Annotated in this window: 22 protein-coding genes; 15 read left to right on the top strand and 7 right to left on the bottom strand. The window is 70.6% G+C overall.

The features are described from left to right. The first annotated feature begins 402 nt into the window (after window positions 1-402). The 12 genes from ACQP2T_RS53795 (at window position 403) to ACQP2T_RS53740 (ending at window position 10,929) form a co-directional block, all read left to right on the top strand. Window positions 403-1,068, top strand: coding sequence for a hypothetical protein (locus ACQP2T_RS53795; protein WP_433512515.1), 666 nt, complete (start codon window positions 403-405; stop codon window positions 1,066-1,068). A gap of 1 nt (window position 1,069) precedes the next feature. Next, window positions 1,070-1,786, top strand: coding sequence for a hypothetical protein (locus ACQP2T_RS53790; protein ID WP_357948777.1), 717 nt, complete (start codon window positions 1,070-1,072; stop codon window positions 1,784-1,786). Between the two features lie 85 nt (window positions 1,787-1,871). After that, complete coding sequence (locus ACQP2T_RS53785) at window positions 1,872-3,170, top strand: CpaF family protein (RefSeq protein WP_433512514.1); 1,299 nt, start codon at window positions 1,872-1,874, stop codon at window positions 3,168-3,170. Beyond that, a complete protein-coding gene (locus tag ACQP2T_RS53780; protein WP_433512513.1) occupies window positions 3,167-4,009 on the top strand; it encodes a type II secretion system F family protein in 843 nt (280 codons plus the stop codon). The genes ACQP2T_RS53785 and ACQP2T_RS53780 overlap by 4 nt, the downstream gene beginning before the upstream one ends. Window positions 4,010-4,065: 56 nt before the next feature. Next, window positions 4,066-4,986: a type II secretion system F family protein gene (locus ACQP2T_RS53775; RefSeq protein WP_358548539.1), complete on the top strand. Its 921-nt coding sequence runs from the start codon at window positions 4,066-4,068 to the stop codon at window positions 4,984-4,986. Continuing rightward, window positions 4,986-5,207: a Flp family type IVb pilin gene (locus tag ACQP2T_RS53770; RefSeq protein ID WP_358548536.1), complete on the top strand. Its 222-nt coding sequence runs from the start codon at window positions 4,986-4,988 to the stop codon at window positions 5,205-5,207. Before ACQP2T_RS53775 ends, ACQP2T_RS53770 begins: the two co-directional genes overlap by 1 nt. A 101-nt stretch (window positions 5,208-5,308) precedes the next feature. Further along, window positions 5,309-5,701: a TadE/TadG family type IV pilus assembly protein gene (locus tag ACQP2T_RS53765; RefSeq protein ID WP_358548533.1), complete on the top strand. Its 393-nt coding sequence runs from the start codon at window positions 5,309-5,311 to the stop codon at window positions 5,699-5,701. Next, on the top strand, window positions 5,698-6,141 hold the full coding sequence (locus tag ACQP2T_RS53760) for a TadE family protein (RefSeq protein ID WP_433512512.1): 444 nt from the start codon (window positions 5,698-5,700) through the stop codon (window positions 6,139-6,141). The genes ACQP2T_RS53765 and ACQP2T_RS53760 overlap by 4 nt, the downstream gene beginning before the upstream one ends. A 74-nt stretch (window positions 6,142-6,215) precedes the next feature. Then, complete coding sequence (locus ACQP2T_RS53755) at window positions 6,216-6,632, top strand: flp pilus-assembly TadE/G-like family protein (protein WP_363992974.1); 417 nt, start codon at window positions 6,216-6,218, stop codon at window positions 6,630-6,632. 75 nt (window positions 6,633-6,707) lie between these two features. Further along, window positions 6,708-9,413: a BTAD domain-containing putative transcriptional regulator gene (locus ACQP2T_RS53750; protein ID WP_433512511.1), complete on the top strand. Its 2,706-nt coding sequence runs from the start codon at window positions 6,708-6,710 to the stop codon at window positions 9,411-9,413. Further along, window positions 9,410-10,000, top strand: coding sequence for a hypothetical protein (locus tag ACQP2T_RS53745; protein WP_433512510.1), 591 nt, complete (start codon window positions 9,410-9,412; stop codon window positions 9,998-10,000). Before ACQP2T_RS53750 ends, ACQP2T_RS53745 begins: the two co-directional genes overlap by 4 nt. Continuing rightward, complete coding sequence (locus ACQP2T_RS53740) at window positions 10,000-10,929, top strand: hypothetical protein (RefSeq protein ID WP_433512509.1); 930 nt, start codon at window positions 10,000-10,002, stop codon at window positions 10,927-10,929. Before ACQP2T_RS53745 ends, ACQP2T_RS53740 begins: the two co-directional genes overlap by 1 nt. 8 nt (window positions 10,930-10,937) lie before the next feature. Here the strand turns inward: ACQP2T_RS53740 and ACQP2T_RS53735 are convergent, their stop codons facing one another. Then, window positions 10,938-11,369, bottom strand: coding sequence for a MarR family winged helix-turn-helix transcriptional regulator (locus tag ACQP2T_RS53735; RefSeq protein WP_433512508.1), 432 nt, complete (start codon window positions 11,367-11,369; stop codon window positions 10,938-10,940). 90 nt (window positions 11,370-11,459) lie between these two features. On the opposite strand from ACQP2T_RS53735, the gene ACQP2T_RS53730 reads away from it, so the two are divergent. Beyond that, window positions 11,460-12,659, top strand: a complete 1,200-nt coding sequence (locus ACQP2T_RS53730; RefSeq protein WP_433512507.1) for an MFS transporter — start codon at window positions 11,460-11,462, stop codon at window positions 12,657-12,659. A 13-nt stretch (window positions 12,660-12,672) separates the two neighbouring features. On the opposite strand, the gene ACQP2T_RS53725 is transcribed toward ACQP2T_RS53730, so the two are convergent. The 6 genes from ACQP2T_RS53725 to ACQP2T_RS53700 form a co-directional block, all read right to left on the bottom strand. Beyond that, complete coding sequence (locus tag ACQP2T_RS53725) at window positions 12,673-12,870, bottom strand: hypothetical protein (RefSeq protein ID WP_357948808.1); 198 nt, start codon at window positions 12,868-12,870, stop codon at window positions 12,673-12,675. 44 nt (window positions 12,871-12,914) lie between these two features. Beyond that, the gene (locus ACQP2T_RS53720) at window positions 12,915-13,415 is read right to left on the bottom strand and encodes a methylated-DNA--[protein]-cysteine S-methyltransferase (RefSeq protein WP_433512506.1); all 501 of its coding nucleotides are present in this window, start codon (window positions 13,413-13,415) and stop codon (window positions 12,915-12,917) included. After that, window positions 13,412-14,875, bottom strand: a complete 1,464-nt coding sequence (locus ACQP2T_RS53715) for an AlkA N-terminal domain-containing protein (protein WP_433512505.1) — start codon at window positions 14,873-14,875, stop codon at window positions 13,412-13,414. The genes ACQP2T_RS53720 and ACQP2T_RS53715 overlap by 4 nt, the downstream gene beginning before the upstream one ends. Before the next feature lie 107 nt (window positions 14,876-14,982). Next, the gene (locus ACQP2T_RS53710) at window positions 14,983-15,924 is read right to left on the bottom strand and encodes an NYN domain-containing protein (RefSeq protein ID WP_225293467.1); all 942 of its coding nucleotides are present in this window, start codon (window positions 15,922-15,924) and stop codon (window positions 14,983-14,985) included. A gap of 104 nt (window positions 15,925-16,028) precedes the next feature. Further along, window positions 16,029-16,229, bottom strand: coding sequence for an acyl-CoA carboxylase subunit epsilon (locus ACQP2T_RS53705; RefSeq protein WP_433512504.1), 201 nt, complete (start codon window positions 16,227-16,229; stop codon window positions 16,029-16,031). Then, window positions 16,226-17,815: an acyl-CoA carboxylase subunit beta gene (locus ACQP2T_RS53700; protein WP_433512503.1), complete on the bottom strand. Its 1,590-nt coding sequence runs from the start codon at window positions 17,813-17,815 to the stop codon at window positions 16,226-16,228. The genes ACQP2T_RS53705 and ACQP2T_RS53700 overlap by 4 nt, the downstream gene beginning before the upstream one ends. Before the next feature lie 35 nt (window positions 17,816-17,850). Here ACQP2T_RS53700 and ACQP2T_RS53695 point away from each other — a divergent pair, with 35 nt between their 5' ends. Next, window positions 17,851-18,639 carry an ABC transporter ATP-binding protein gene (locus ACQP2T_RS53695; RefSeq protein WP_433512502.1) on the top strand — a complete coding sequence of 263 codons (789 nt, stop codon included), beginning with the start codon at window positions 17,851-17,853 and terminating at the stop codon, window positions 18,637-18,639. Beyond that, window positions 18,636-20,195 carry a hypothetical protein gene (locus ACQP2T_RS53690; protein WP_433512501.1) on the top strand — a complete coding sequence of 520 codons (1,560 nt, stop codon included), beginning with the start codon at window positions 18,636-18,638 and terminating at the stop codon, window positions 20,193-20,195. The genes ACQP2T_RS53695 and ACQP2T_RS53690 overlap by 4 nt, the downstream gene beginning before the upstream one ends. Window positions 20,196-20,215 lie beyond the last annotated feature (20 nt).

Raw genomic sequence — 20,215 nt, 5'->3', positions numbered from 1 at the left:
AGGTCCCGTGGTTGTCGGCAATGGCATGGATGGGCCGACCTGTGGATAACCGCGGACGGTAATTACGGCCTGTGGAAAGTGACAGATTTGGCCGCCCATTTAGGGGCCCAGTCGCCATGGCGTTGTTAAGGGAGGGGATGGTGTGAAAAAAGGGACACAGGGGATCGGCGCACGTCAGCGAGCTCAAGGTGAGCCAATAACTCCGCTCTGTCCCACCATTGCCGCGCTTATCCCGAAAAACCACCCAGGTCAACTCACTGTAAACAATAGGCATTGATTATTTCTTGTTGACACCATGCCACCTGCGAAACGAGCATGGTTCCTCGCATTCCAGCCCCGCCCCCACCGGCGGGTGCACATAATGGCGTGAATTCGACAATTCACAATGGGAGCCCCCCACCCATGAGGACCAGTGAAAAGCCTGCCGTCAACACGGCGGGGTTGTCCGGCCCTGCCTCGCGCAAGCTCCCCGTGCCACCCCGCGAACGCAAACCCGCCCTGGCCGCTCTCGCCGTGCTCCTGATCCTCGGCGGCGCGCTCGCCACGACGCTGCTCGTGCTGCGCAGCGGCGACCGCGTCTCCGCGATCAGGGTCACCCAGCAGATCGGCGCCGGCCAGCAGTTCACCCCGGCCGCGCTCGAAGAGGTGCAGATCGCCAACACCGGTCTCGACTACGTCTCCTGGTCACAGAGGTTCGAGGTGATCAAGAGCTTCGCGGCCGTCACGATCGTGCCCGGCACCCTGCTGACCCACAACATGGGCGTCAGAGCCAGCAGCGAGCTGGTGCCCGGCAAGGCCAAAGTGGGCCTCTCCCTGAAACCTGGACAGTTCCCGGCGGGCCTGGAAAGAAGCCATCGGGTCCAGGTCGTGTACGTTCCCGGCCGCACCGACCAGGCGGAAAGCCGCGTACTCGCACAGAGCGCCCTCGTCGAGAGCGTCAGCGACGGCGGCAGAGCCGGCGGATCCATCCTGATCACCGTGATCGTCGACGCACCGGCGGCGAAGACCATCGTCCAATACGCCTCCAGCGGTGAGATCGCCGTGGCCGACCTGCCCGGAGTAAGTTGACGTGGCGCTGATCGTACTGGCCGCCGACAAGGGCGCGCCTGGTGTGACCACTGCCGCGACGGCCCTCGCGGCGGTGTGGCCGCGTCCCGTGCTCCTCGCCGAATGCGACCCCGCGGGCGGCGATCTCGCCTACCGGCTGCCCGCGGCCGACGGCGGCGTGCTCAACCCCGGCAAGGGCCTGCTCACGCTGGCCGCGACCGCCCGGCGCGGCCTGGAGCCCGCGCAGATCCACCAGCACACCCAGAAGATCGTCGGCGGCCTCGACGTGCTGGCCGGGCTCACCCACGGCGAGCAGGCGGCCGGGCTCACCTGGCTGTGGGGTCCGCTGGGCAGGGCGCTGGCCGCCATCCCCAACGCCGACGTGATCGCCGACTGCGGCCGGCTCGGCGGCCACCCGCAGCTCGGCGACCTGATGGCGCAGGCCGAGCAGGTCGTGCTGCTCACCAGGGCCACTCTCGACCACGTAGCCCACCTGCGCGAACGCCTGTCCATCACCAAGGCCCACGGCGTCGCCGTGATCGCCGACCCGCGCAACTACCGTTCCTCGATCGACGACGTACGCAGGATCGTCGGTCCGAGCGTCAAGTTCGTCCACGGCCTCGCCCACGATCCCAAGGGCGCTGAGCTGCTGCGCGGCCAGTGGGGCGGGCGCCTCGACCGCTGTCTGCTCATCCGTACGGCGCGCGATCTCGCGGGACGGCTGGTGAGCAACCTATGAATTTCGGCATGGCATTCAACCTCGCGAGCGGTCCGCTACGTACAACCGGGAGTACGACACGCCTCCTCGCGAAAGTGAGCAGCCCGTGATCGATCACTCCCTGGTCAAGCGCTTCCGCCAAGAAGTCGGCGACCGCCTGGCCCACCAGCGCCGCCTCGACCAGGTCAACGGCCTGGTCTCGATGACCGGCGAAGACGAGCGCCAGTTCGCCAGGGCGCTGATCTCCCAGGTCCTGGAGGAGCACGCGCGCAGCGAGATCGGCCTGGGCCGCACTCCTCCCACGGTCGAGGAGGAGGAGGCGCTGGCGGCCGGGATCCACGCCGCGCTGTTCGGGGTGGGCCGCCTCCAGCCGCTGCTCGACGACACCGAGGTCGAGAACATCGACATCAACGGCTGCGACCGCGTCTTCGTCAGCTACGCCGACGGCCAGGAGCTCATGCGGGAGCCGGTCGCCGAGACCGACGACGAGCTCGTCGAGCTGATCCAGATCCTGGCGGCCTACTCGGGGCTGTCGAGCAGGCCGTTCGACACCGCCAATCCGCAGCTCGACCTGCGCCTGCCCGACGGCTCGCGGCTGAGCGCCGTCATGGATGTCACGCTCAGGCCGGCCGTCTCGATCCGCCGCGCCCGTCTGGGCAAGGTGTTCATGTCGGACCTCGTGGGCAACGGCACGCTGAGCCCGGAGGTGGGCAGGTTCCTCAGCGCGGTGGTCGGCGCCCGCAAGAACATCATGATCGCCGGCTCCACGAACGCCGGTAAGACGACCCTGCTCAGGGCCCTGGCCAACGAGATCCAGCCGCACGAGCGCCTGATCACCGTCGAACGCGCCCTGGAGCTCGGCCTCGACCAGTTCCCCGAGCTCCATCCCAACGTCGTCGCCTTCGAGCAGCGCCTGCCCAACTCCGAGGGCCAAGGCGAGATCAGCATGGCCGAGCTGGTCAGGAGATCGCTCCGGATGAACCCCAGCCGGGTGATCGTCGGCGAGGTGCTCGGCGACGAGATCGTCACGATGCTCAACGCCATGACCCAGGGCAACGACGGCTCCCTGTCCACCATCCACGCCAACTCCAGCATGGAGGTGTTCAACCGCATCTCCACCTACGCCCTTCAGGCCCGCGAGCGGCTGCCGATCGACGCCACCCACATGCTCATCGCGGGCGCGATCGACTTCGTGGTCTTCGTCGAGAAGCGCAACGACTACAGCCGCGGCGGCACGTTGCGGCGCTACGTCTCCAGCATCCGCGAGGTCAACGGCTGCGACGGCCGCGTCCTGTCGAGCGAGGTGTTCATCCCGGGCCCCGACGGCACGGCCATGCCCCACGCCCCCGTCTCCTGCCTGGAGGAGCTCGCCGCCCACGGATACAACCCCGGAGGCTGGCTGTGATCGACCTCGATCCCCTCGCCCTGCTGGCCGGCGCGCTCGTCGGCGGCGGACTGTTCCTGTTCATCCTCTCCCTGTACGGCATGCGCGCCCGCCCCGCCCGCCCCAAGCGCGAACTGCTCAAGACGCTCACCACCCGCACCGCGATCGCCGCGGTGGCCGCCACCCTGGTGCTGGTCGTGACCGGCTGGGTGGTCGCGGCGGTGGGCACGGTGCTGCTGGTGTTCGCCTGGCGCGGCCTGTCGGGCGGCGCCGCCGAGGAACGAGCCGCGATGCGCCGCCTCGAAGGGCTGGCCGCCTGGACGGAGTCGCTGCGTGACACGATCGCCGGCGCGGCCGGGCTCGAACAGGCCATCCCGTCGTCGATCAGGGCCGCCGCGCCCACGCTCAAACCGCACCTGCGCGCCCTGGTCGACCGCCTGCACACCCGCATGGCGCTGCCGGAGGCGCTCGCGCTCTTCGCCGACGAGCTCGACGACCCCTCGGCCGACCTGGTGGTGGCCGCGCTGATACTCAACTCCAAGCTGCGCGGCCCCGGCCTGCGCGACGTGCTCGGGGCGCTGGCGGTGTCCGCCCGCGAGGAGCTCGACATGCGTCGCCGCGTCGAGGCCGAACGCCGGGCCACCAGGCGCAGCGTCCAGATCGTGGTGATCACCGCGCTGGTCTTCGCCGGGCTGCTCGTCGTCTTCAACCCCTCCTACGTCAGCGAATACCACGGCCTCCTCGGTCAGGCCGTGCTGGCGGTCGTGGCGGGGCTGTTCGGCGCCGGATTCGCCTGGATGCGGCGGCTGGCCCGGTTCGACAAGCCCACCCGCCTGCTCGTAGGAGACGGTCATGGATAGGGCGGTCATGGATAGGGCGGTCACGGATCGGGCGGCAATGGATAAAGGGGGCGGTCATGGTTGAGGGTGTGCTGGCCGGCTGTGTGCTGGGCCTCGGCCTGTTCCTGCTGCTCCGGGCGCTGTTCCCGGCCCGCCCCGGTCTCGTGTCGCGGCTGCTGGCGATCGAGGCCGTCCGCGAGGACGCCGACGCGCCGCGCATCCAGCTCGCCCTGCCCGACGAGGAGGTCTCCGCCTTCCGCCGCGGCCTGGGCGTCCGGCTGGCCCGCCTCTACCACGCGCGGGGGTGGGAGGTCCGGTCGGTCAAGGCCGACCTGGCGCTGGTCGGGCGGTCGTTCGAGGGCTACCTGGCCACGAAGGCGCTGCTCGCGTCGGCCGGGCTGCTGGCGTTCCCGGTGCTGCTCGGCTGGCTGGTGCTGATGGAGTGGGGCACATCCCTGACCATCCCGTTCTGGTCGGCCGTACTCGTGTCGCTGGTCTTCTTCTTCCTGCCCGACGTTCAGGTACGGCGTGACGCGGCGGCCAAGCGGCGCGACTTCCGGCACGTCGTCGGCGCCTTCCTCGACCTGGTCTCGATGAACCTCGCGGGCGGCCGTGGCGTGCCCGAGGCGCTGATGATGGCGGTCTCGGTCAGCGGTGACCAGCCCAACTGGGCGATGTCGCGCATCCGCGAGGCGCTGGCCGGCGCCAGGATCGTCGGCATCACCCCCTGGCAGGCGCTCGGCCAGCTCGGCGAGGAGATCAACGTCGACGAGCTGCGCGACCTGTCCGCCGCGCTCGGCCTGGTCGCCGACGACGGCGCCAAGGTCCGTGCCTCCCTGACCGCGAGGGCCGCCACGCTGCGCCGCCGCGAGCTGGCCGAGATCGAGGGCCGCGCCGGTGAGCGCTCCCAGTCGATGCTCGTCGCCCAGTTGCTGCTCTGCGCGGGCTTCGTGATCTTTCTCAGTTATCCCGCCGCTATGAAGATGTTGGGGTCCTAATGAATCATCCCTGGGTCATCTACCTGCAGGCATGCCTCAGCGTGCGTATCCAGCGCGCCCGCAACGCCCCCAGCCGGGGCGCCTCGGCGGTCGAGTGGGTGATCATCTCCGCGATCATCGCCGGCGTCGCCCTCGGCCTGGCCACGCTGATCAAGCAGCTGGTCGAGGGGAAGCAGAACGACCTCCAAACCAGCTTCGGCCAGACCGGCGGGCGCACGTGACAGGTGCCCGGCGCCCGCGCGGGCAACCTCGGCGACCAAGCCGGCCTCCGGGGCGGCGCCGCCCAGCGCGATGGAGGGGACGACGCGACCGCGGCGCCTCCGTGATCGAGCTCGCCCTGCTGATGCCGGTCATCCTGGCGGTCGTGCTGCTCATCGTGCAGGTGGCGCTCTGGTTCCACGGCCGTCAGGTGGCCGAGGCGGCCGCCAAGGAAGGCGCCAGGGTGGCCAGGTCGGCCCCCTTCGACTCGGGCGACTGGGAGGGCGCGGCCTCGACCAAGGCCACCGACATCGTCCGGGCCATCGGGCCCCGGCTGCTCTCGAACGCCGCCGTCACGACCGCGGAGAAGGAGCCCGACGAGCGCTTCGTCACCGTGACCGGCAGCGCCGTACAGGTCATCCCGCTCCTGCCGGAGCTCACGTTCACGATCACGGCCACTTCGGGCGGTCCCGTCGAGTGCTTCCGCCCGGACGACGGGGGTGACGACTGCGGATGAACCAGAACCGGCTGCGGACGAACCAGAACCGGCAGCGGACGAGCCAGAACCGGTGGCGTGAGCGCGGCTCGATGGCCGTGGAGACGGTCATGCTGGCGCCCGTCTTCCTGCTGTTCCTGATGTTCCTGGCGGGGGCGGGCCGGCTGGTCGAGGCGCAGGGCGAGGTCAACGGCGCGGCACGGGACGCGGCGCGGGCCGCCTCGGTGCGGCGGTCGTTCGGCGACGCGGGCGACGCGGCCGACCGGAGCGTCAAGGCCGCGCTCGACGGGCGGTGCCAGGGTCCGGCGGTGTCTCTGGCCGGCTCCAAGTGGGAGGAGGGCGGCCAGGTGCAGGCCGAGGTCACCTGCGAGCTGGACCTGGGCTTCCTGGGGTTCTCCGGCACCAAGCGGATGACCGGCACCTCGGTGGTGCCCCTGGAGCAATTCAGGAGGACCGAATGAGCCGCGCTGTCTCTGGAACGGTTCAGGAGGACCGAATGAGCCGTGGTGCTTCTGGAACGCTTCAGAAGCGGCGGATGAGCCGCCGCGACCGCGGGACGATGTCGGTCTTCACCGTGCTGTTCTCCGTGGCGGTGTTCCTGCTGGCAGGGCTGCTCGTCGACGGCGGCGGGGCGATCAACGCGCGGCTGCGGGCCGCCGACGTCGCCGAGCAGGCCGCGCGGGCGGGCGCCGACCAGATCGACGCCGACCACCTCCACGAGACGGGCGAGATCCGGCTGCTCGGCGACGGCCAGGTGTGCGACCGGGCCGACGAGGTGATCGCGGCGGCGGGCAGCGCCGACGTGACCAGGGGCACATGCACCGTCGCGCAGGGACAGGACGGCGTGACCGTCTCCGTGAAGGTGCGGTGGACGGCCTTCTTCCTGCAGGCCATCGGCTTCCCCGGCACCGAGATGGAGGGCGAGGCCACGGCCGGGCCGCAGGCCAGGTGAGCCAGACCGATTCCGCTCACTCGATGGATCAGAACACCACCACGCAGGACCCTGAACACGGAGAAGGGAGAGGCGATGCCGACGCGAGACCCAGCGCGTCCAGCGGGCCGGCCGCACGGGCCCGGGCAGGCGCCCGTGCGCATCCCGGCCAGGCGGAGCGTGGGCGACGTGCTGGCCGGCCTCGGCGCGCTCGCGGTGCTCGTGGCGATCGTCGGCGGTGTGCCGTACGCGCTGCTCACGTTCGTCGGGCCGCCGATCTCTCCCGAACTGCTCGATCTCGACCTGCTCAACAGCCGCGTGGGGCCGAGCACGATCATGGCCGTCCTGGTGCTGTTCGTGTGGCTGGCCTGGCTGCAGTTCTTCTCGTGCGTGATCGTCGAGGTCTACGCGGGCGTACGCAGGGTGGGCATGCCCGCCAGGGTGCCGCTTTCGGGCGGGTCCCAGGCGCTGGCCAACAAGCTCGTCTCGGCCGTGCTGGTGCTGTTCACCGCCGGGGCCATGGTCGTGCCCATCATCAAGCTGGCGGCGCCGCCGCCCACCGCGCCGCCCATGACGACGGTCGCCTACTCCGCGCCGATCGTGGAGCAGCAGCCGGTGCAGGCGCAGGCCACCAAGAAGGTGTACGTGGTCCAGCCGCCCCACGGCCGGCATCACGAGAGCCTGTGGGAGATCGCCGAGAAGTGCCTGGGCGACGGGCGCCGGTATCCGGAGATCTACCGGCTCAACCAGCACAAGGAGCAGCCCGACGGCACCCGCCTGCGGATGGCCGACCTGATCAGGCCGGGCTGGGTGCTCGACATGCCCGACGACGCGCGCCACGCGCACGTCGTACCCGTGAACCAGGCGCGGGCCCAGACGCTGAAGCAGCACCCGGCGGGGTCGCACAAGGAGGGACACCAGCGGGTCGCCGACGAGGCGCGCAAGTCCTCCAGCGTCAAGCAGGGTCCGGCGCACGCGCGACACGAGACCACCGGGGCCGAGCAGCCCGTCGTGCAGAGCCCCGGCGTCGACCTGACCGACTACCTGGCCGCCGCGTCGCTGGCCGCGGCCGGTCTGCTGGTCGTGCTGGCCAGGCGGCGGCGCGAGCAGCTGTGGCGGCGCGCGTTCGGCCGCCGCATCGTCCGGCCGCGCGACGACGCGGCCAAGGCCGAGGTCGCGCTGAGGCTGGGCGCCGACGCGCCGGGCACGCGCATCCTCGACATCGGGCTCAGGCTGCTCGGCGCCGAGCTGGCCACGCAGGGCCGCACGCCGCCGACCGTCTACGCCGCCCACCTGTCGCCACGCAACCTCGACCTGTGGATCCACCCGCCCGACGGCGACGCGCCCGCGCCGTGGATCGCCCAGGACGGCGGCCAGGTGTGGCGGCTGGCCGCGCACGAGGGCCGCCTGCTGGAGGAGCAGCCCGGCGGCGCCCCGTACCCCGGCCTGGTCTCGCTCGGCGCCGACGAGAGCGGCCGGGTGCTGATCGACCTGGAGGCGGCGCAGGGCCTGATCAACATCCGCGGCCCGCAGACCACGGCCGCGCTCGCGGCGCTGGCGGTGGAGCTGGCGACCAACCGCTGGTCCGACCGGATGCGCATCACGCTCGTCGGCTTCGGTGACGAGCTGACGGCGATCGCGCCCGACCGGATCAGGGCCGTGGGCAGCCTGGCCGAGGTGCTGCCCGAGCTGGAGGCCACCGCCGCCCCGCGCCAGGAGGTGCTCACCGGGCGCGTCACCGGCAGTCCGCGCGACGCCCACTACCTGCTGTCCGCCGTGGCCCCCACCCATGAGGAGGCGCGCCGTCTGGCGCTGCTCGCCCGCAAGGACACCGCCGGATACGTGGTGACGGGCGACGTGCCGCACGCCACCTGGACGCTGGAGATCACCGAGGACGGCAAGGCGAAGATCGCGGAGCTGGGCTTCGAGGTGACCGCGCAACTGCTGCCGCGCCGCCACTACCAGGCGCTGATCGACCTCTTCCGTACGGCGGAGCAGCTCGACGGCGAGGCGGTGCCCGAGGCGGAGCCGCTGGAGGAGCTGGCGCCGCCCGCGGTGGAGATCAGGATGCTCGGCCCCATCGAGATCGTCGGCCGCGACCCGCTCGAAGAGGGGCGGATGGCGCTGGCCACCGAGCTGCTGGTCTACCTGGCCACGCATCCCGGCGGTGTGCACCCCGTCGTGCTGGGCGGCGTTCTGTGGCCGCGTGGCGTGCAACCCATGGTCAGGGACGCCACGATCGCCAGGGTCGTCGACTGGCTGGGCCGCGAGCACCTGCACGTCGACGAGGCGGGCAGGCTGCGGCTGGGGCCCGCGGTACGCACCGACTGGGCGCTCTTCCGCGAGCTGGTCCGCCGCTCGCACGGCGATCCCATGGCCCGGACCGTACTCCTGGAGAAGGCGCTCGGCCTGGTCAGAGGCCCGCTGCTGAGCGGGCGGCCGCTCGGGAGATACGCGTGGCTGGCGGGCGACGATCTCGAGTACGACGTCGCGGCCGGGGTCGCCGACGCCGCCCACCGGCTGTGCGAGCTGCGGCTGGCGCACGGCGAGCCGGACGCCGCGGTCGCGGCCGTACGCGCGGCCCTGCTGCTGGCCACCGACGACGAGGGGCTCTGGCGCGACCTGCTGCGGGCCACGCACGCCACCGGGGACGTGCTGCGGCTTCGGACGGTCGTCGAGGGGCTGACCAGGCGCTCGTCCTCCCACCCCTATGGCGGCGGGATGGCGCCCGAGACCGAGGCGCTGATCGACGAGCTGCTGCCGTCGTGGCGCATCCACATCGTGAGGGAGTCGACGGCATGAGGCGGATGGCGGTAATGCTGGCGCTCCTGCTCTCGGCGGGCTGCGGCCCGCCCGACCGGCCGTACGCCCCTGGCGACGTGGCGACCCCCGTCACCGGCGAGACCACCGCGGCGCCCGCTCCCACGTCCACCCAGGGCAAGACGGTAGATGTCGGCGACGAGCTGAAGGTCAAGGTGGAGAAGGGGTCGTCGGCCAGCGTGCTGCAGCGGCTCTTCGCCGACTACTACGTGGAGCGGTGGAAGGCGGTCGTCACCGGCGGCACCGGCTACCTGCGTCATGTCGAGCCGTCCGTGATTCCGCAGGCCGGCGAATGGGTACGCGGGTTCGCCGACCGGCAGGAGTCGGCGCGCGGCGTCGCGCGTCTCTCCAGACTGCGGATCACGTCGGTCATGGGCAAGGGCGCCCAGGTCGACACCTGCGTGGACGAGCGGGGCGTACGCCTCGTCTCCACGCCCACCGGCAAGGCGGTCGCGCCCCAGCCCGACTGGGTGCGCGCTCCTTACCTCCAGACCGTGCTCGCGCATCGCGGCGACGACGGTGTGTGGCGGATCAGGGAATTCCGCCAGGACAAAGAAGGGTGTACGTGATGAATCCCCTGATCCCGGCGCTCATGGCAGGGTCGCTCCTGCTGGCCACGCCTACGCCCGCCCCCCGATCCACCACGGAGGTCACGACGGGCCAGCACGACACAACGGCGTTCGTCAAGCTCAAGCACTCCGGTGTCGTGTTCAGCGGCGACGTGGGCAAGGGCGGCAAGCGCGACGGCTACCGAATCAAACGGCCCTGCTGGTACGAGCCGGGGCTCGACGCCGACGAGATGCTCAAGTTCCAGACGGACTCGAAGACCCAGTTCGCCAGGGTGAAGGCCGACGAGGAGAGTTTCAATAAGTTCGTCCAGCAGTTCAAGGACAAGAAGGGGAAGCCGGGGCGCTGGTGGACGCCCGCCTACGACGCCTCCGACCCCAACGGCGCCACCTGCTGGGCCGGGCTCGAACTGTTCGTCTTCGTGCCGCCGAACGACACGCCGCCCTCCGGGATCACCTTCGAGCAATTGGCCGAGCTCGCGCGGGCGGCGATCACCGTGCCCGAGCCGACGGTCAAGCTGAGCCCGGACGCCAAGAGCTTCGTCAATCTGCCGACGTTCGTGTGGCTCGAAGGCATCGGTCAGCCTCGGCGTACGGCGACCGCGACGCTGCCCGGCGTCATGAGCGCGACCGTGGTCGCCACGCTCCAGAACATCAAGATCGACGCGGGCACCGGCAAGGACCGGGCCGAGGTGCGAGAGCAGTGCGGGGCCACCGGCAAGCCGTACGCCAAGGGGGCCCCGTTCACCTGCGGCGTGCAGTATCTGCGCTCGTCGATCGACCAGCCGCGCCAGGTCTACCAGCTGACCGTGACGACCGTGTGGACGGTGGCGGTGGCGGGCAACGCGGTGCCGGTGCAGTTCGCGCCGATCGAGGTGGGGGCGACCCGCGACGTGCCGGTGGGTGAGGTACAGAGCAACGTCCGACCGTAAACAGCGCCTCAGGCGATGACGGCGGCGAGCGGGGCGAGCTCCGGCAGCTCCGCCGCCTCCGCCAGCACCTCTTTGAGCACGGTGTCGTGCGTGGGGCTCGCCTGGGCGAGAAGCTCGCGGCCGGCCGGGGTGACCTCGGTGTAGATGCCCCTGCGGTCGTCCTCGCACAGGTAGCGGGACAGCAGCCCACGGTTCTCCAGCCGCGTCACCAGCCGTGTCGTGGCGCTCTGGCTCAGCACGACCGCGCGGGCGAGCTGCTGCATGCGCATGTGCCAGCCGTCCTGGCGGCCCAGCACGTCGAGCACGGTGTACTCGCTCACGCTCAGCTCGTGTTCCTTCTGCAGGGCCCGCTCCAGCCGGTCCTCGATCCTGGCGTGCAGCGCGGCGAGCGTGCGCCAGCCCTGGGCGCGCGCCTCGACGGCGTCATCGGCTAGCGGCATGTGACACCTTCCCGGACAAGGTTGTATGGTCGGTTAGTCGGCGTGTGCAAATAATGTCTACGCTGACTAACGTCGTCTGAGGAGTATTCTATGCCACTCGCCCTGTTCGCCCTCGCGATCAGCGCCTTCGGCATCGGCACCACCGAGTTCATCATCAACGGGCTGCTGCCGGACCTGGCCGCCGACTTCGCCGTCACGATCCCCGCCGCCGGCCTGCTCGTGTCCGGGTACGCCCTGGGCGTGGCCATCGGCGGGCCGCCACTGACCATGCTCGGCGGCCGGTTGTCCCGCAAGACCATGCTGTTGTCGCTGATGGTGCTGTTCATCGTGGGCAACCTGCTCTCCGCGCTCGCTCCCTCGTACGGCGTGCTCATGGTCGGCCGATTCCTGTCGGCGTTCGCGCACGGCGCCTACTTCGGCGTCGGATCCGTGGTGGCCGCCGACCTGGTCGCTCCCCAGAAGCGGGCCAGTGCCATCGCGCTCATGTTCACCGGTTTGACCCTGGCGAATGTGCTCGGAGTGCCGCTCGGCACCTGGATCGGGCAGGCGTTCGGCTGGCGGGCGACGTTCTGGGTCGTGGTGGCCATCGGCGTCGCCGGGCTGATCGGCGTGCTCGCCCTGGTGCCCGCCCAACCGCGGCCCGAGGGCGGTGGGATGCTCCGCGAGCTGGCGACCTTCCGCAAGGGCGGCGTATGGCTGGCGCTGGCCATGACCGTGTTCGGGTTCGCGCCCGTGTTCGCGGTGATCACCTTCATCTCGCCGATCATGACGAGTGTCGGCGGGTTCTCTCCCGGCGCCGTGCCGGTCGTCATGGCCCTGTTCGGGGTGGGGCTCGTCGTCGGCAACCTGATCGGCGGCCGGCTCGCCGACCGCGCGGTCATGCCGAGCATCTACGGCTCGGTGGCCCTGCTGACCCTGCTGGGCGTGGTCCTCGCGCTGGTGGCGGGGAACCAGGTCGCGTTCATCGTGACGATCACCCTGTTCGGGGTGGCCGCCTTCGCGACCGTGCCGCCGCTGCAGACCAGGGTCCTGGATGCCGCCGCGGGCGCCCCGACGCTGGCCTCCGCGGCCAACATCGGGGCCTTCAACCTGGGTAACGCGATCGGGTCGTTCGTGGCGGGGCTGACCATCGACGCGGGCTTCGGCTACACGGCTCCGGCCTGGACCGCCGCGCTGCTCGGGCTGACCGGGCTCGCGGTGGCGGGACTCGCGGGCGTGCAGGCCCGCCGCCAACTCGTCCCAGCCGACGACGCCCCAAGCCGCCTGGCGGCAACGCCACTGGGCCGCTGAGAGCGGCCCAGGCTCAGCTGAACAGCTCGTCCACGCTCAGCGCGGTCACGGCCCTGACGGTCCAGCGGTCGAGGAGGCTCTGATCCGTGCATGTGCGGATGCGGGCCCGAGCCTCCTCGGGCACCGAGATGTCGCGTGCGTCCAGAAATCCCAGGATCAACTGAGCCGGCGTCCGCTCCGGCTCGCCCCTGTATTCGTGTGCTCCGGCCATCCACCCAATCGTACAGAGCGCTGCCGCGCCATGACGGGGAGTTGCTAGAGCCGGCCGGACTCGTGGGCGAGCAGCCACTCCTTGACCGGTACGCCGTAGTAGTAGCCGCCATAGCCGCCCGAGCCGGGCAGCACCCGGTGGCAGGGGACGAAGGGGGCGATGAGGTTCTGGGAGCAGGCCGACCCGGCCGCGCGGGCCGCCGTCCTGGGCATGCCGGCGCGTTCGGCCAGCTCGGCGTACGTCACCGTGGTGCCCGGCTTGACCTCGCGGAGCGCCTGGTGCAGGCGCTTGCGGGTGGCCGTGCCCGGCTGCTCGACCGGGATGGCGTCCAGGGCCAGGAGGTCGCCGTCCAGGTAGTCGCGTACGGCCTGCGCGGCGGCGCCGAGATCGTCGACCACGTCCAGCCCTTCGGCCTGCAGCGCGGGCGACAGCCGGGCGAACATGTCCGAGGGGTCGGCGGTGAAGCCGGCCGCGACCAGTACGCCGTCGCGGCACAGCAGGGACAGCGGGCCGATCGGGGTCGGCAGGACTTGGGCGTCGATCATGAGGAGCTCCAGAGATGCAGGGCGGCGTAGGCCCGCCAGGGCCGCCACCGTTCGATGTGGTCGTCGGGAATGCCCAGGCAGGCCATGCGCTTCTTGAGCACCAGGTCGCCGATGGGCCAGGCGTCGGGGTCGCGCAGGGCGCGCAGCGCGACGTAGCTGGCGGTCCAGGGGCCGATGCCGGGAACGTCGAGCAACTCGGCCACGGCCTCGCCCGGATCCTGGCCGCCGTCGAGGTCGATCCGGCCCTCGGAGACGGCGATGGCCAGCTCCTTGAGCGTCGCGACGCGGCGGTTGGTGAGCCCCAGTCCCGTGAGGTCCGCCTCCAGCAGCTCCGCGGCAGTGGGGAACAGGTGGGTCAAGCCGGGGCGCTCGGTGAGCCGCCCGGCTCGCTCGACGATCCGGCCGAGCAGGGTGCGGGCGCCCGCGACGGAGATCTGCTGGCCCACGACCGCGCGTACGGCCAGCTCGAAGCCGTCGAACGTGCCCGGCACCCGCAGCCCGGGCCGGGACTCGATGAGCGGGCGCAGCGAGGTCTCGCCCAGCGCGGCCGCGATGGCGTCGGGGTCGGCGTCGAGGTCGAGCAGGCGGCGGCAGCGGGCCACGATGCGGGCCAGCTGCCGGGTGTCGTCCACGGCGACGTCGAGCGCGATGTGGCCGGGCTCGGGGGTGAGCGTGATCGTCCCGCCGGGGACGGCCCGGCTGTAGGACGTCGGGCTCGCCACCTCCAAGCCGGGGATCGCGCGCGAGGTCAGGAAGGAGAGCACGCCCGCGATGTCGTACGGCTCCCGCCGGTGCAGGCGCAACCGGAGTGTCGCGGGCCCGGCCACGACCTCGACCGCCGGCGGCGCGGAAACGGAGGGGCCTGTGGGGCTTGAGGGGCCTGAAGGGCCGCCCGCGGTCGCGCGCAGCTCGCTGGGCGTGAACCCGTACGTCTCCCGCATCGTGGCGTTGAACTGCCGCACGCTCCCGAACCCGGCCGCGAACGCCACCTCGGTGACCGGCAGCCGCGTCTCGGTCAGCAGTTGCTTGGCCAGCAGCAGCCGCTTGGTCCTGGCCACCGCCAGCGGCCCCACGCCCAGCTCGGCCACGAACAGCCGGTGCAGGTGGCGCTCGGTGATGTGCAGCCGCGTGGCCAGCCCAGCCACTCCGCGCTCGTCGGCGGCCCCGTCGTCGATCAGCCGCAGCGCCCGCCCGATGAGGTCACCGCGCAGGTCCCACCCCGGATCGCCGGGGGAGAGCTCCGGGCGGCAGCGCTTGCACGGGCGGAAGCCCGCCGCCTCCGCAGACGCCGCGTGCCGGTAGAACCGCACGTTGCGCGAGGCCGGCGTGCGAGCCGGGCAGATCGGACGGCAGTAGATCCGCGTCGAGGTCACCGCCGTGTAGAAGCGTCCGTCGAATCGGGCGTCCCGGGCGGCTACCGCCCGGTAGCAGGAGTCGAAGTCGAGCTCAAGTGGTGACATGACACCGAGCGTATGCGTTCGCCCGGCCGCTCGACTGGCGGGAATCGGACCTGATCGTTAAACCGCTGGTCAGCAGGTCAAACCGGCCGACCAGCGGAAATCAGACGTCACTTGGACGAGACGCCCACACCCAGGTCGAACTCCCGGTAGACCCGCGCCCAGAACCCGTCGCGCAGCCACACCCGCGCCTCGGGGAACGGCCGCAACGAGTGGCCGAGCTCCTTCTCCGCCTCGATGAGCAGCTCGGTGTCGATGACCGTCGGCAGGATCGGCCCCGGCAGCAGGTCGCGGATGTTGTCGCGGCCACGCGTGAGGATCCACTTCTGTGCCACGTGCTCGCCCACGTCCTCGACCCGTGGCCGGCTGGGCCCGAGCTTGGCCACCTGGCCGGGCTTGACGTGCGGTTTGACGGGCGCGCGCCCGGCGAACACCTGCGCGGGCGACGGAGCGGTGACCGGCGGTGCGACCGGAACGGGTTGCGGAGCGCGACTGAAAAAGGGCCTCAGGAATTCAGCAGTGATCACTTCCACGGTGTCCGACTCCCAAACCAGCCGTTCGGCCTGGTTGGTGCCGTACGGCGGCTCGACGCCCCACAAGTGGATGCGCACCCCGTACGCCTGCGCCGCCTCCACCGCGGGGACCATGTCCTCGTCTCCGGCGAGCAAGATCGTGTCAGTCACCGCATGATGCCGGGCCAGGGCCTCCAGATCACTCCTGATCTGCGCGTCCACGCCCTTCTGCTGGCCACGGGCGTTCAGGTTGCCAAGACGTACCTTGACCCAGGGCAACTGGGCGATGACCCGCTGATCGACGGTCGGCACCCGGTCGCGAGCGGCGTCATACCAATAGATCCGCAGCAGTTCGCCAGATATACGTTCCAGCGCATGTTTCTGTAGACTCTGGATCAGTTCATCGGCGGCCACTCGATATTCTTTGCGCTCCTTGGCGCCCAGCAGCACTTCGCCTGCGGCAGCATAGAGATAACCGACGTCCACCAGGACGGCGTACTTCGCTGCCACAGCATGCGGCATGAGGTCTGGGATGGCCATGTGTCCTCCAGGCCGCGGTTAGTTGATCGGCTGACTATATACGCCTACTTTCTCTAGATAGTCCCAACTCCTCGAGAACTTGACACCCGATTCCCGGGATCTATCTAGGGAAGGGCGCTCATCCGCCAACTCGACTTCCCCTGTACGGCTGCCTTACGCATCGCTCTCGCCGGGTTTCGCCATGTTTGACGCCGCGGTACGACCGCCGGCTCCGGCGCGGCCCGCCGCGTCGCGAGGACGGCCACGAGGGCGGCGAGTTCCTCCGGCGTGGCGTCACCGCGAACGATCCGCAGATAGGCGTTCATAGCGGGATGTTCCCATGCTTCTTCGGCGGCAGCGAGGCTCGCTTGTTCCGTAGCGCCCGCAGCGCCCTGACGACCTGAGCCCGGGTCTCGGCGGGTCGGATCACCGCGTCGACGTAGCCGCGCTCGGCCGCGATGTACGGGTTGGCCAGCGTGTCCTCATATTCGGTCACCAGCCTGGCCCGCTCGGCGTCGGCATCGTCGCCCGCCGCGCTGAGCTCGCGCCGGTAGAGGATGTTGACGGCACCCTGCGCGCCCATGACCGCGATCTGCGCTGTGGGCCACGCCAGGTTGACGTCGGCGCCCAGGTGCTTGGACCCCATGACGTCGTACGCCCCACCGTACGCCTTGCGGGTGATGACCGTCACCAGTGGCACGGTCGCCTCGGCGTAGGCGTAGAGGAGCTTGGCCCCGCGGCGGATGATTCCGTTCCATTCCTGATCGGTCCCTGGGAGGAATCCCGGGACATCTACAAAAGTCAGGATCGGGATATTAAAAGCATCACATGTTCGAATAAAGCGGGCCGCCTTCTCGGAGGCGTTGATATCCAGGCACCCGGCGAAATGCATGGGCTGGTTGGCCACCACGCCCACCGCCCGCCCGTCGACCCGGCCGTACCCGACCACCAGGTTGGGCGCGAACAGCGCGTGGACCTCCAGGAACTCACCGTCGTCGAGCACGTGCTCGATCACCCGGTGCATGTCGTAGGGCTGGTTCGCCGAGTCGGGGATCAGCAGGTCGAGCTCGGGATCCGGCTCCAGATCACCGGCGCCCTCGAACACCGGCGCCTCGTCCAGGTTGTTGGAGGGCAGGTAGGACAGCAGCGCCTTGACGTAGTCGAGCGCGTCGCTCTCGTCGGTGGCCTGGTAGTGGGCCACGCCCGACTTGGTGTTGTGCGTGTGCGCGCCGCCGAGCTCCTCGAACGTGACCTCCTCGCCGGTCACGGTCTTGATCACGTCGGGCCCGGTGATGAACATCTGCGACGTCTGGTCGACCATCACCACGAAGTCGGTCAGCGCGGGGGAGTAGACGTGCCCGCCTGCCGCGGCGCCCATGATGAGCGAGATCTGCGGGATCACCCCCGAGGCGTGCACGTTGCGCTTGAAGATCTCGGCGTAGAGGCCGAGCGCGACCACGCCCTCCTGGATGCGGGCGCCGCCGCCCTCGTTGATGCCGATGATCGGGCAGCCGGTCTTCAGCGCCAGGTCGAGCACCTTGACGATCTTCTCGCCGTAGACCTCGCCGAGCGAGCCGCCGAACACGGTCACGTCCTGCGAGAACACGCACACCTGGCGCCCGTCGATCGTGCCGTGACCGGTGATCACGCCGTCGCCGTACGGTCGCCTGCTCTCCAGCCCGAACATCGTGGACCGGTGCCTGGCGAACTCGTCGAACTCCACGAACGAGTCCTCATCGAGCAGGGCCAGCACCCGCTCCCGCGCGGTCATCTTGCCCTTGTCGCGCTGCTTGGCCACGGCCGCCGCCGACCCGGCGTGGACCGCCTCGTCGAGCCGGCGCTCGAGGTCGGCGATTTTCCCGGCGGTGGTGTGTATGTCCGGCGGGTCCGGTACGGCCTCGGCAGCAGTCATGCGCGCAACAGTAACCCGGCTCCTACAGTGGATCCATGACGGAGGCGGTTCACACGCACGGCCTGTTCAAGCGATACGGCCCGCAGATCGCGGTGGCCGGCATCGACCTCGTGGTCCCGGCGGGCAGCTTCGCCGGGCTCGTCGGCCCCAACGGCGCCGGCAAGACGACTTCCCTGAGCATGATCACCGGGCTGCTCCGCCCCGACGGCGGCCAGGCCGAGATCGACGGCTTCAACGTGTGGCGCGATCCCGTCGAGGTCAAGTCCCGCATCGGGGTGCTGCCCGAGGGGCTGCGGCTGTTCGAACGCCTGTCGGGCCGCGAGTTACTCCTCTACAACGGCAGGCTGCGCGGCATCGCCAAGGCCGACGTCGAGCAGCGCGCCGAGGAACTGCTGCGGGTGATGGACCTGGCCGACGCCGCCGACAAGCTCGTCGTCGACTACTCCACCGGCATGCGCAAGAAGATCGGCCTGGCGGCGGCGCTGCTGCACAATCCGTCCGTGCTCTTCCTGGACGAGCCGTTCGAGGGTGTCGATCCGGTCAGCGCCAACACGCTCACCGAGGTGCTGCGGCGCTTCACCGCCTCGGGCTCGACCGTCATCTTCTCCAGCCACGTGATGGACCTCGTCGAGCGGCTCTGCGACTGGGTGTCGGTGATGAGCGCCGGGCACATCGTGGCGCAGGGCCCGCTGGAGAAGGTACGCGCCGGACGCAGCCTCAACCAGGCGTTCCTGGAGCTGGTCGGCGGTCCGCGCGACAACGGCGACTCGGGTTTGACCTGGCTCGGGCGCGGCAAGCTTGGGCGGGGAGAGGAGCCGGCGTGAACACCGTCGCGCTCTTCGCCCAGCTCAAGCTCCGCCTGCTGGCCGGCAACCTGCGCGGTGACATACAGCGCAAGCTCGGCTTCATCTTCACCCTCGTCATGTCCGTGTTCGTGAGCGTCATCGGCTTCCTGCTCATGAGCCTGCTCCGGCTGGCGCCGCACGAGATCGCGGCGTCGATCGTCGTCGTGGTGTTCTCGGCCATGCTCATCGGCTGGATGGTCGTGCCGCTGCTGGCGTTCGGCCTGGACGACACGCTCGACCCGGCGCGGCTGTCGCTGTTCCCGCTGCCCACCCACCGGCTCGCGGTCGGCATGTTCACCGCCTCCGCCACCGGTGTCTGGCCGCTGGCCACCCTGATCATCACGGCGGGCGCCCTGGCGGGGCTCGCCACCGGCGTCGGCGGCGTGCTGCTCGGGATCGTCGCCGTGCTCCTGCAGTTCGCGCTCTGCCTGGTCGCCTCCCGGCTGGTCACCACGGCGCTGTCCAGCGCCCTGCGCACCAGGCGCGGCCGGGACGTGCTGGCCGTGGCCGCGATCTTCGTCGTGCTGCTCGCGCAACTGCCGAACCTGCTGCTCAACAGCAACATCGGCGACCCGGCGGGGATGCTGCGCCAGGTCGCGGCCCTGCTCAGGTGGACGCCCTCGGGCATGGCCGCGCACGCGATGGCCGACGGCGGCCTGACCGGCCTGGCCGAGCTCGTCGTGGTGGCCCTCGTGGTCGTGGTGGCCGGCTGGCTGTGGATCAAGGCGCTGAGCCGGGCCCTGGTCACACCCGACTCCTCCACCCGCGCGGCCTCCGTACGCAGGGGGAGCGGCCTGGTCGACCGGTTCGTGCCGAGTGGGCCGCTGGCCGCCGTGGTCACCAAGGAGCTCAAATACATCACCCGTGAGCCCCGCTACCGGGTCGGCTGGTTCTCCGCCGTCCTGGTGGCCATCGTGCTGGGCTTCTCGGTCACCCGTACCGGAGACGCAGGGGCGGCCACGCCGATCCTGCTCACCGCGACGGCCGGGATGATGATCGCCCTGCAGGCGGCCAACTCCTTCGGCATCGACGGCCGCTCACTCTGGATGAACGCCATGACCATCGGCTCCGAGCGCGGCCTCAGCACCGATCTGGCCGGCCGCCACCTGGCCGGCGCGCTGGTCGCGACGCCACTGCTCACGCTGATCGCCGTCGCCGCCGGGCTGTTCGCCGGACACCCGGAGGGGATCGTCCCGGCGGTGCTCATCGGCCTGGGCGCGCTCGGGACCGGGTTCGGCGTCGGCTCCGTGACCAGCGTCGTCATCCCGTACACCATGCCCGAACGGATGAACGCCTTCAGCGGGGCCGCGCCCGGTCAGGGCGGCCAGGCGTTCGTCTCCGGCCTGGGCGCGCTGCTGGGCATCTCCCTCCTGGCGGTGCCGTTCGTGGTGCCACTGCTCTTCGGGCTGCTCTGGGTGTCCGTGCTCGCGCCGTTCTACGGGCTGCTGGCCGAGGTGCTGGGCCGGCGGCTCGGCGCGAAGATCGGCTTCCCCCGCCTCCCCGAGCTGCTAGCCGCGGTATCTCGACCCACTTGACCATTGGTCTAGTCCAATAC

It is taken from the genome of Nonomuraea sp. CA-143628 (genome assembly GCF_050942315.1).
Classification (GTDB): Bacteria; Actinomycetota; Actinomycetes; order Streptosporangiales; family Streptosporangiaceae; genus Nonomuraea.
The sequence above is the reverse complement of the archived record's forward strand: the minus strand, read 5'-3'. Positions and strand labels throughout refer to the sequence as shown.

What these genes read in the sequence shown, in the direction of transcription:
- ACQP2T_RS53795 (WP_433512515.1), top strand. Translation starts at nt 403, where the DNA reads ATGAGGACCAGTGAAAAGCCTGCCGTCAACACGGCGGGGTTGTCCGGC.
- ACQP2T_RS53775 (WP_358548539.1), top strand. Translation starts at nt 4,066, where the DNA reads ATGGTTGAGGGTGTGCTGGCCGGCTGTGTGCTGGGCCTCGGCCTGTTC.
- ACQP2T_RS53770 (WP_358548536.1), top strand. Translation starts at nt 4,986, where the DNA reads ATGAATCATCCCTGGGTCATCTACCTGCAGGCATGCCTCAGCGTGCGT.
- ACQP2T_RS53760 (WP_433512512.1), top strand. Translation starts at nt 5,698, where the DNA reads ATGAACCAGAACCGGCTGCGGACGAACCAGAACCGGCAGCGGACGAGC.
- ACQP2T_RS53755 (WP_363992974.1), top strand. Translation starts at nt 6,216, where the DNA reads ATGAGCCGCCGCGACCGCGGGACGATGTCGGTCTTCACCGTGCTGTTC.
- ACQP2T_RS53750 (WP_433512511.1), top strand. Translation starts at nt 6,708, where the DNA reads ATGCCGACGCGAGACCCAGCGCGTCCAGCGGGCCGGCCGCACGGGCCC.
- ACQP2T_RS53745 (WP_433512510.1), top strand. Translation starts at nt 9,410, where the DNA reads ATGAGGCGGATGGCGGTAATGCTGGCGCTCCTGCTCTCGGCGGGCTGC.
- ACQP2T_RS53740 (WP_433512509.1), top strand. Translation starts at nt 10,000, where the DNA reads ATGAATCCCCTGATCCCGGCGCTCATGGCAGGGTCGCTCCTGCTGGCC.
- ACQP2T_RS53735 (WP_433512508.1), bottom strand. Translation starts at nt 11,369, where the DNA reads ATGCCGCTAGCCGATGACGCCGTCGAGGCGCGCGCCCAGGGCTGGCGC.
- ACQP2T_RS53730 (WP_433512507.1), top strand. Translation starts at nt 11,460, where the DNA reads ATGCCACTCGCCCTGTTCGCCCTCGCGATCAGCGCCTTCGGCATCGGC.
- ACQP2T_RS53725 (WP_357948808.1), bottom strand. Translation starts at nt 12,870, where the DNA reads ATGGCCGGAGCACACGAATACAGGGGCGAGCCGGAGCGGACGCCGGCT.
- ACQP2T_RS53720 (WP_433512506.1), bottom strand. Translation starts at nt 13,415, where the DNA reads ATGATCGACGCCCAAGTCCTGCCGACCCCGATCGGCCCGCTGTCCCTG.
- ACQP2T_RS53715 (WP_433512505.1), bottom strand. Translation starts at nt 14,875, where the DNA reads ATGTCACCACTTGAGCTCGACTTCGACTCCTGCTACCGGGCGGTAGCC.
- ACQP2T_RS53710 (WP_225293467.1), bottom strand. Translation starts at nt 15,924, where the DNA reads ATGGCCATCCCAGACCTCATGCCGCATGCTGTGGCAGCGAAGTACGCC.
- ACQP2T_RS53705 (WP_433512504.1), bottom strand. Translation starts at nt 16,229, where the DNA reads ATGAACGCCTATCTGCGGATCGTTCGCGGTGACGCCACGCCGGAGGAA.
- ACQP2T_RS53700 (WP_433512503.1), bottom strand. Translation starts at nt 17,815, where the DNA reads ATGACTGCTGCCGAGGCCGTACCGGACCCGCCGGACATACACACCACC.
- ACQP2T_RS53695 (WP_433512502.1), top strand. Translation starts at nt 17,851, where the DNA reads ATGACGGAGGCGGTTCACACGCACGGCCTGTTCAAGCGATACGGCCCG.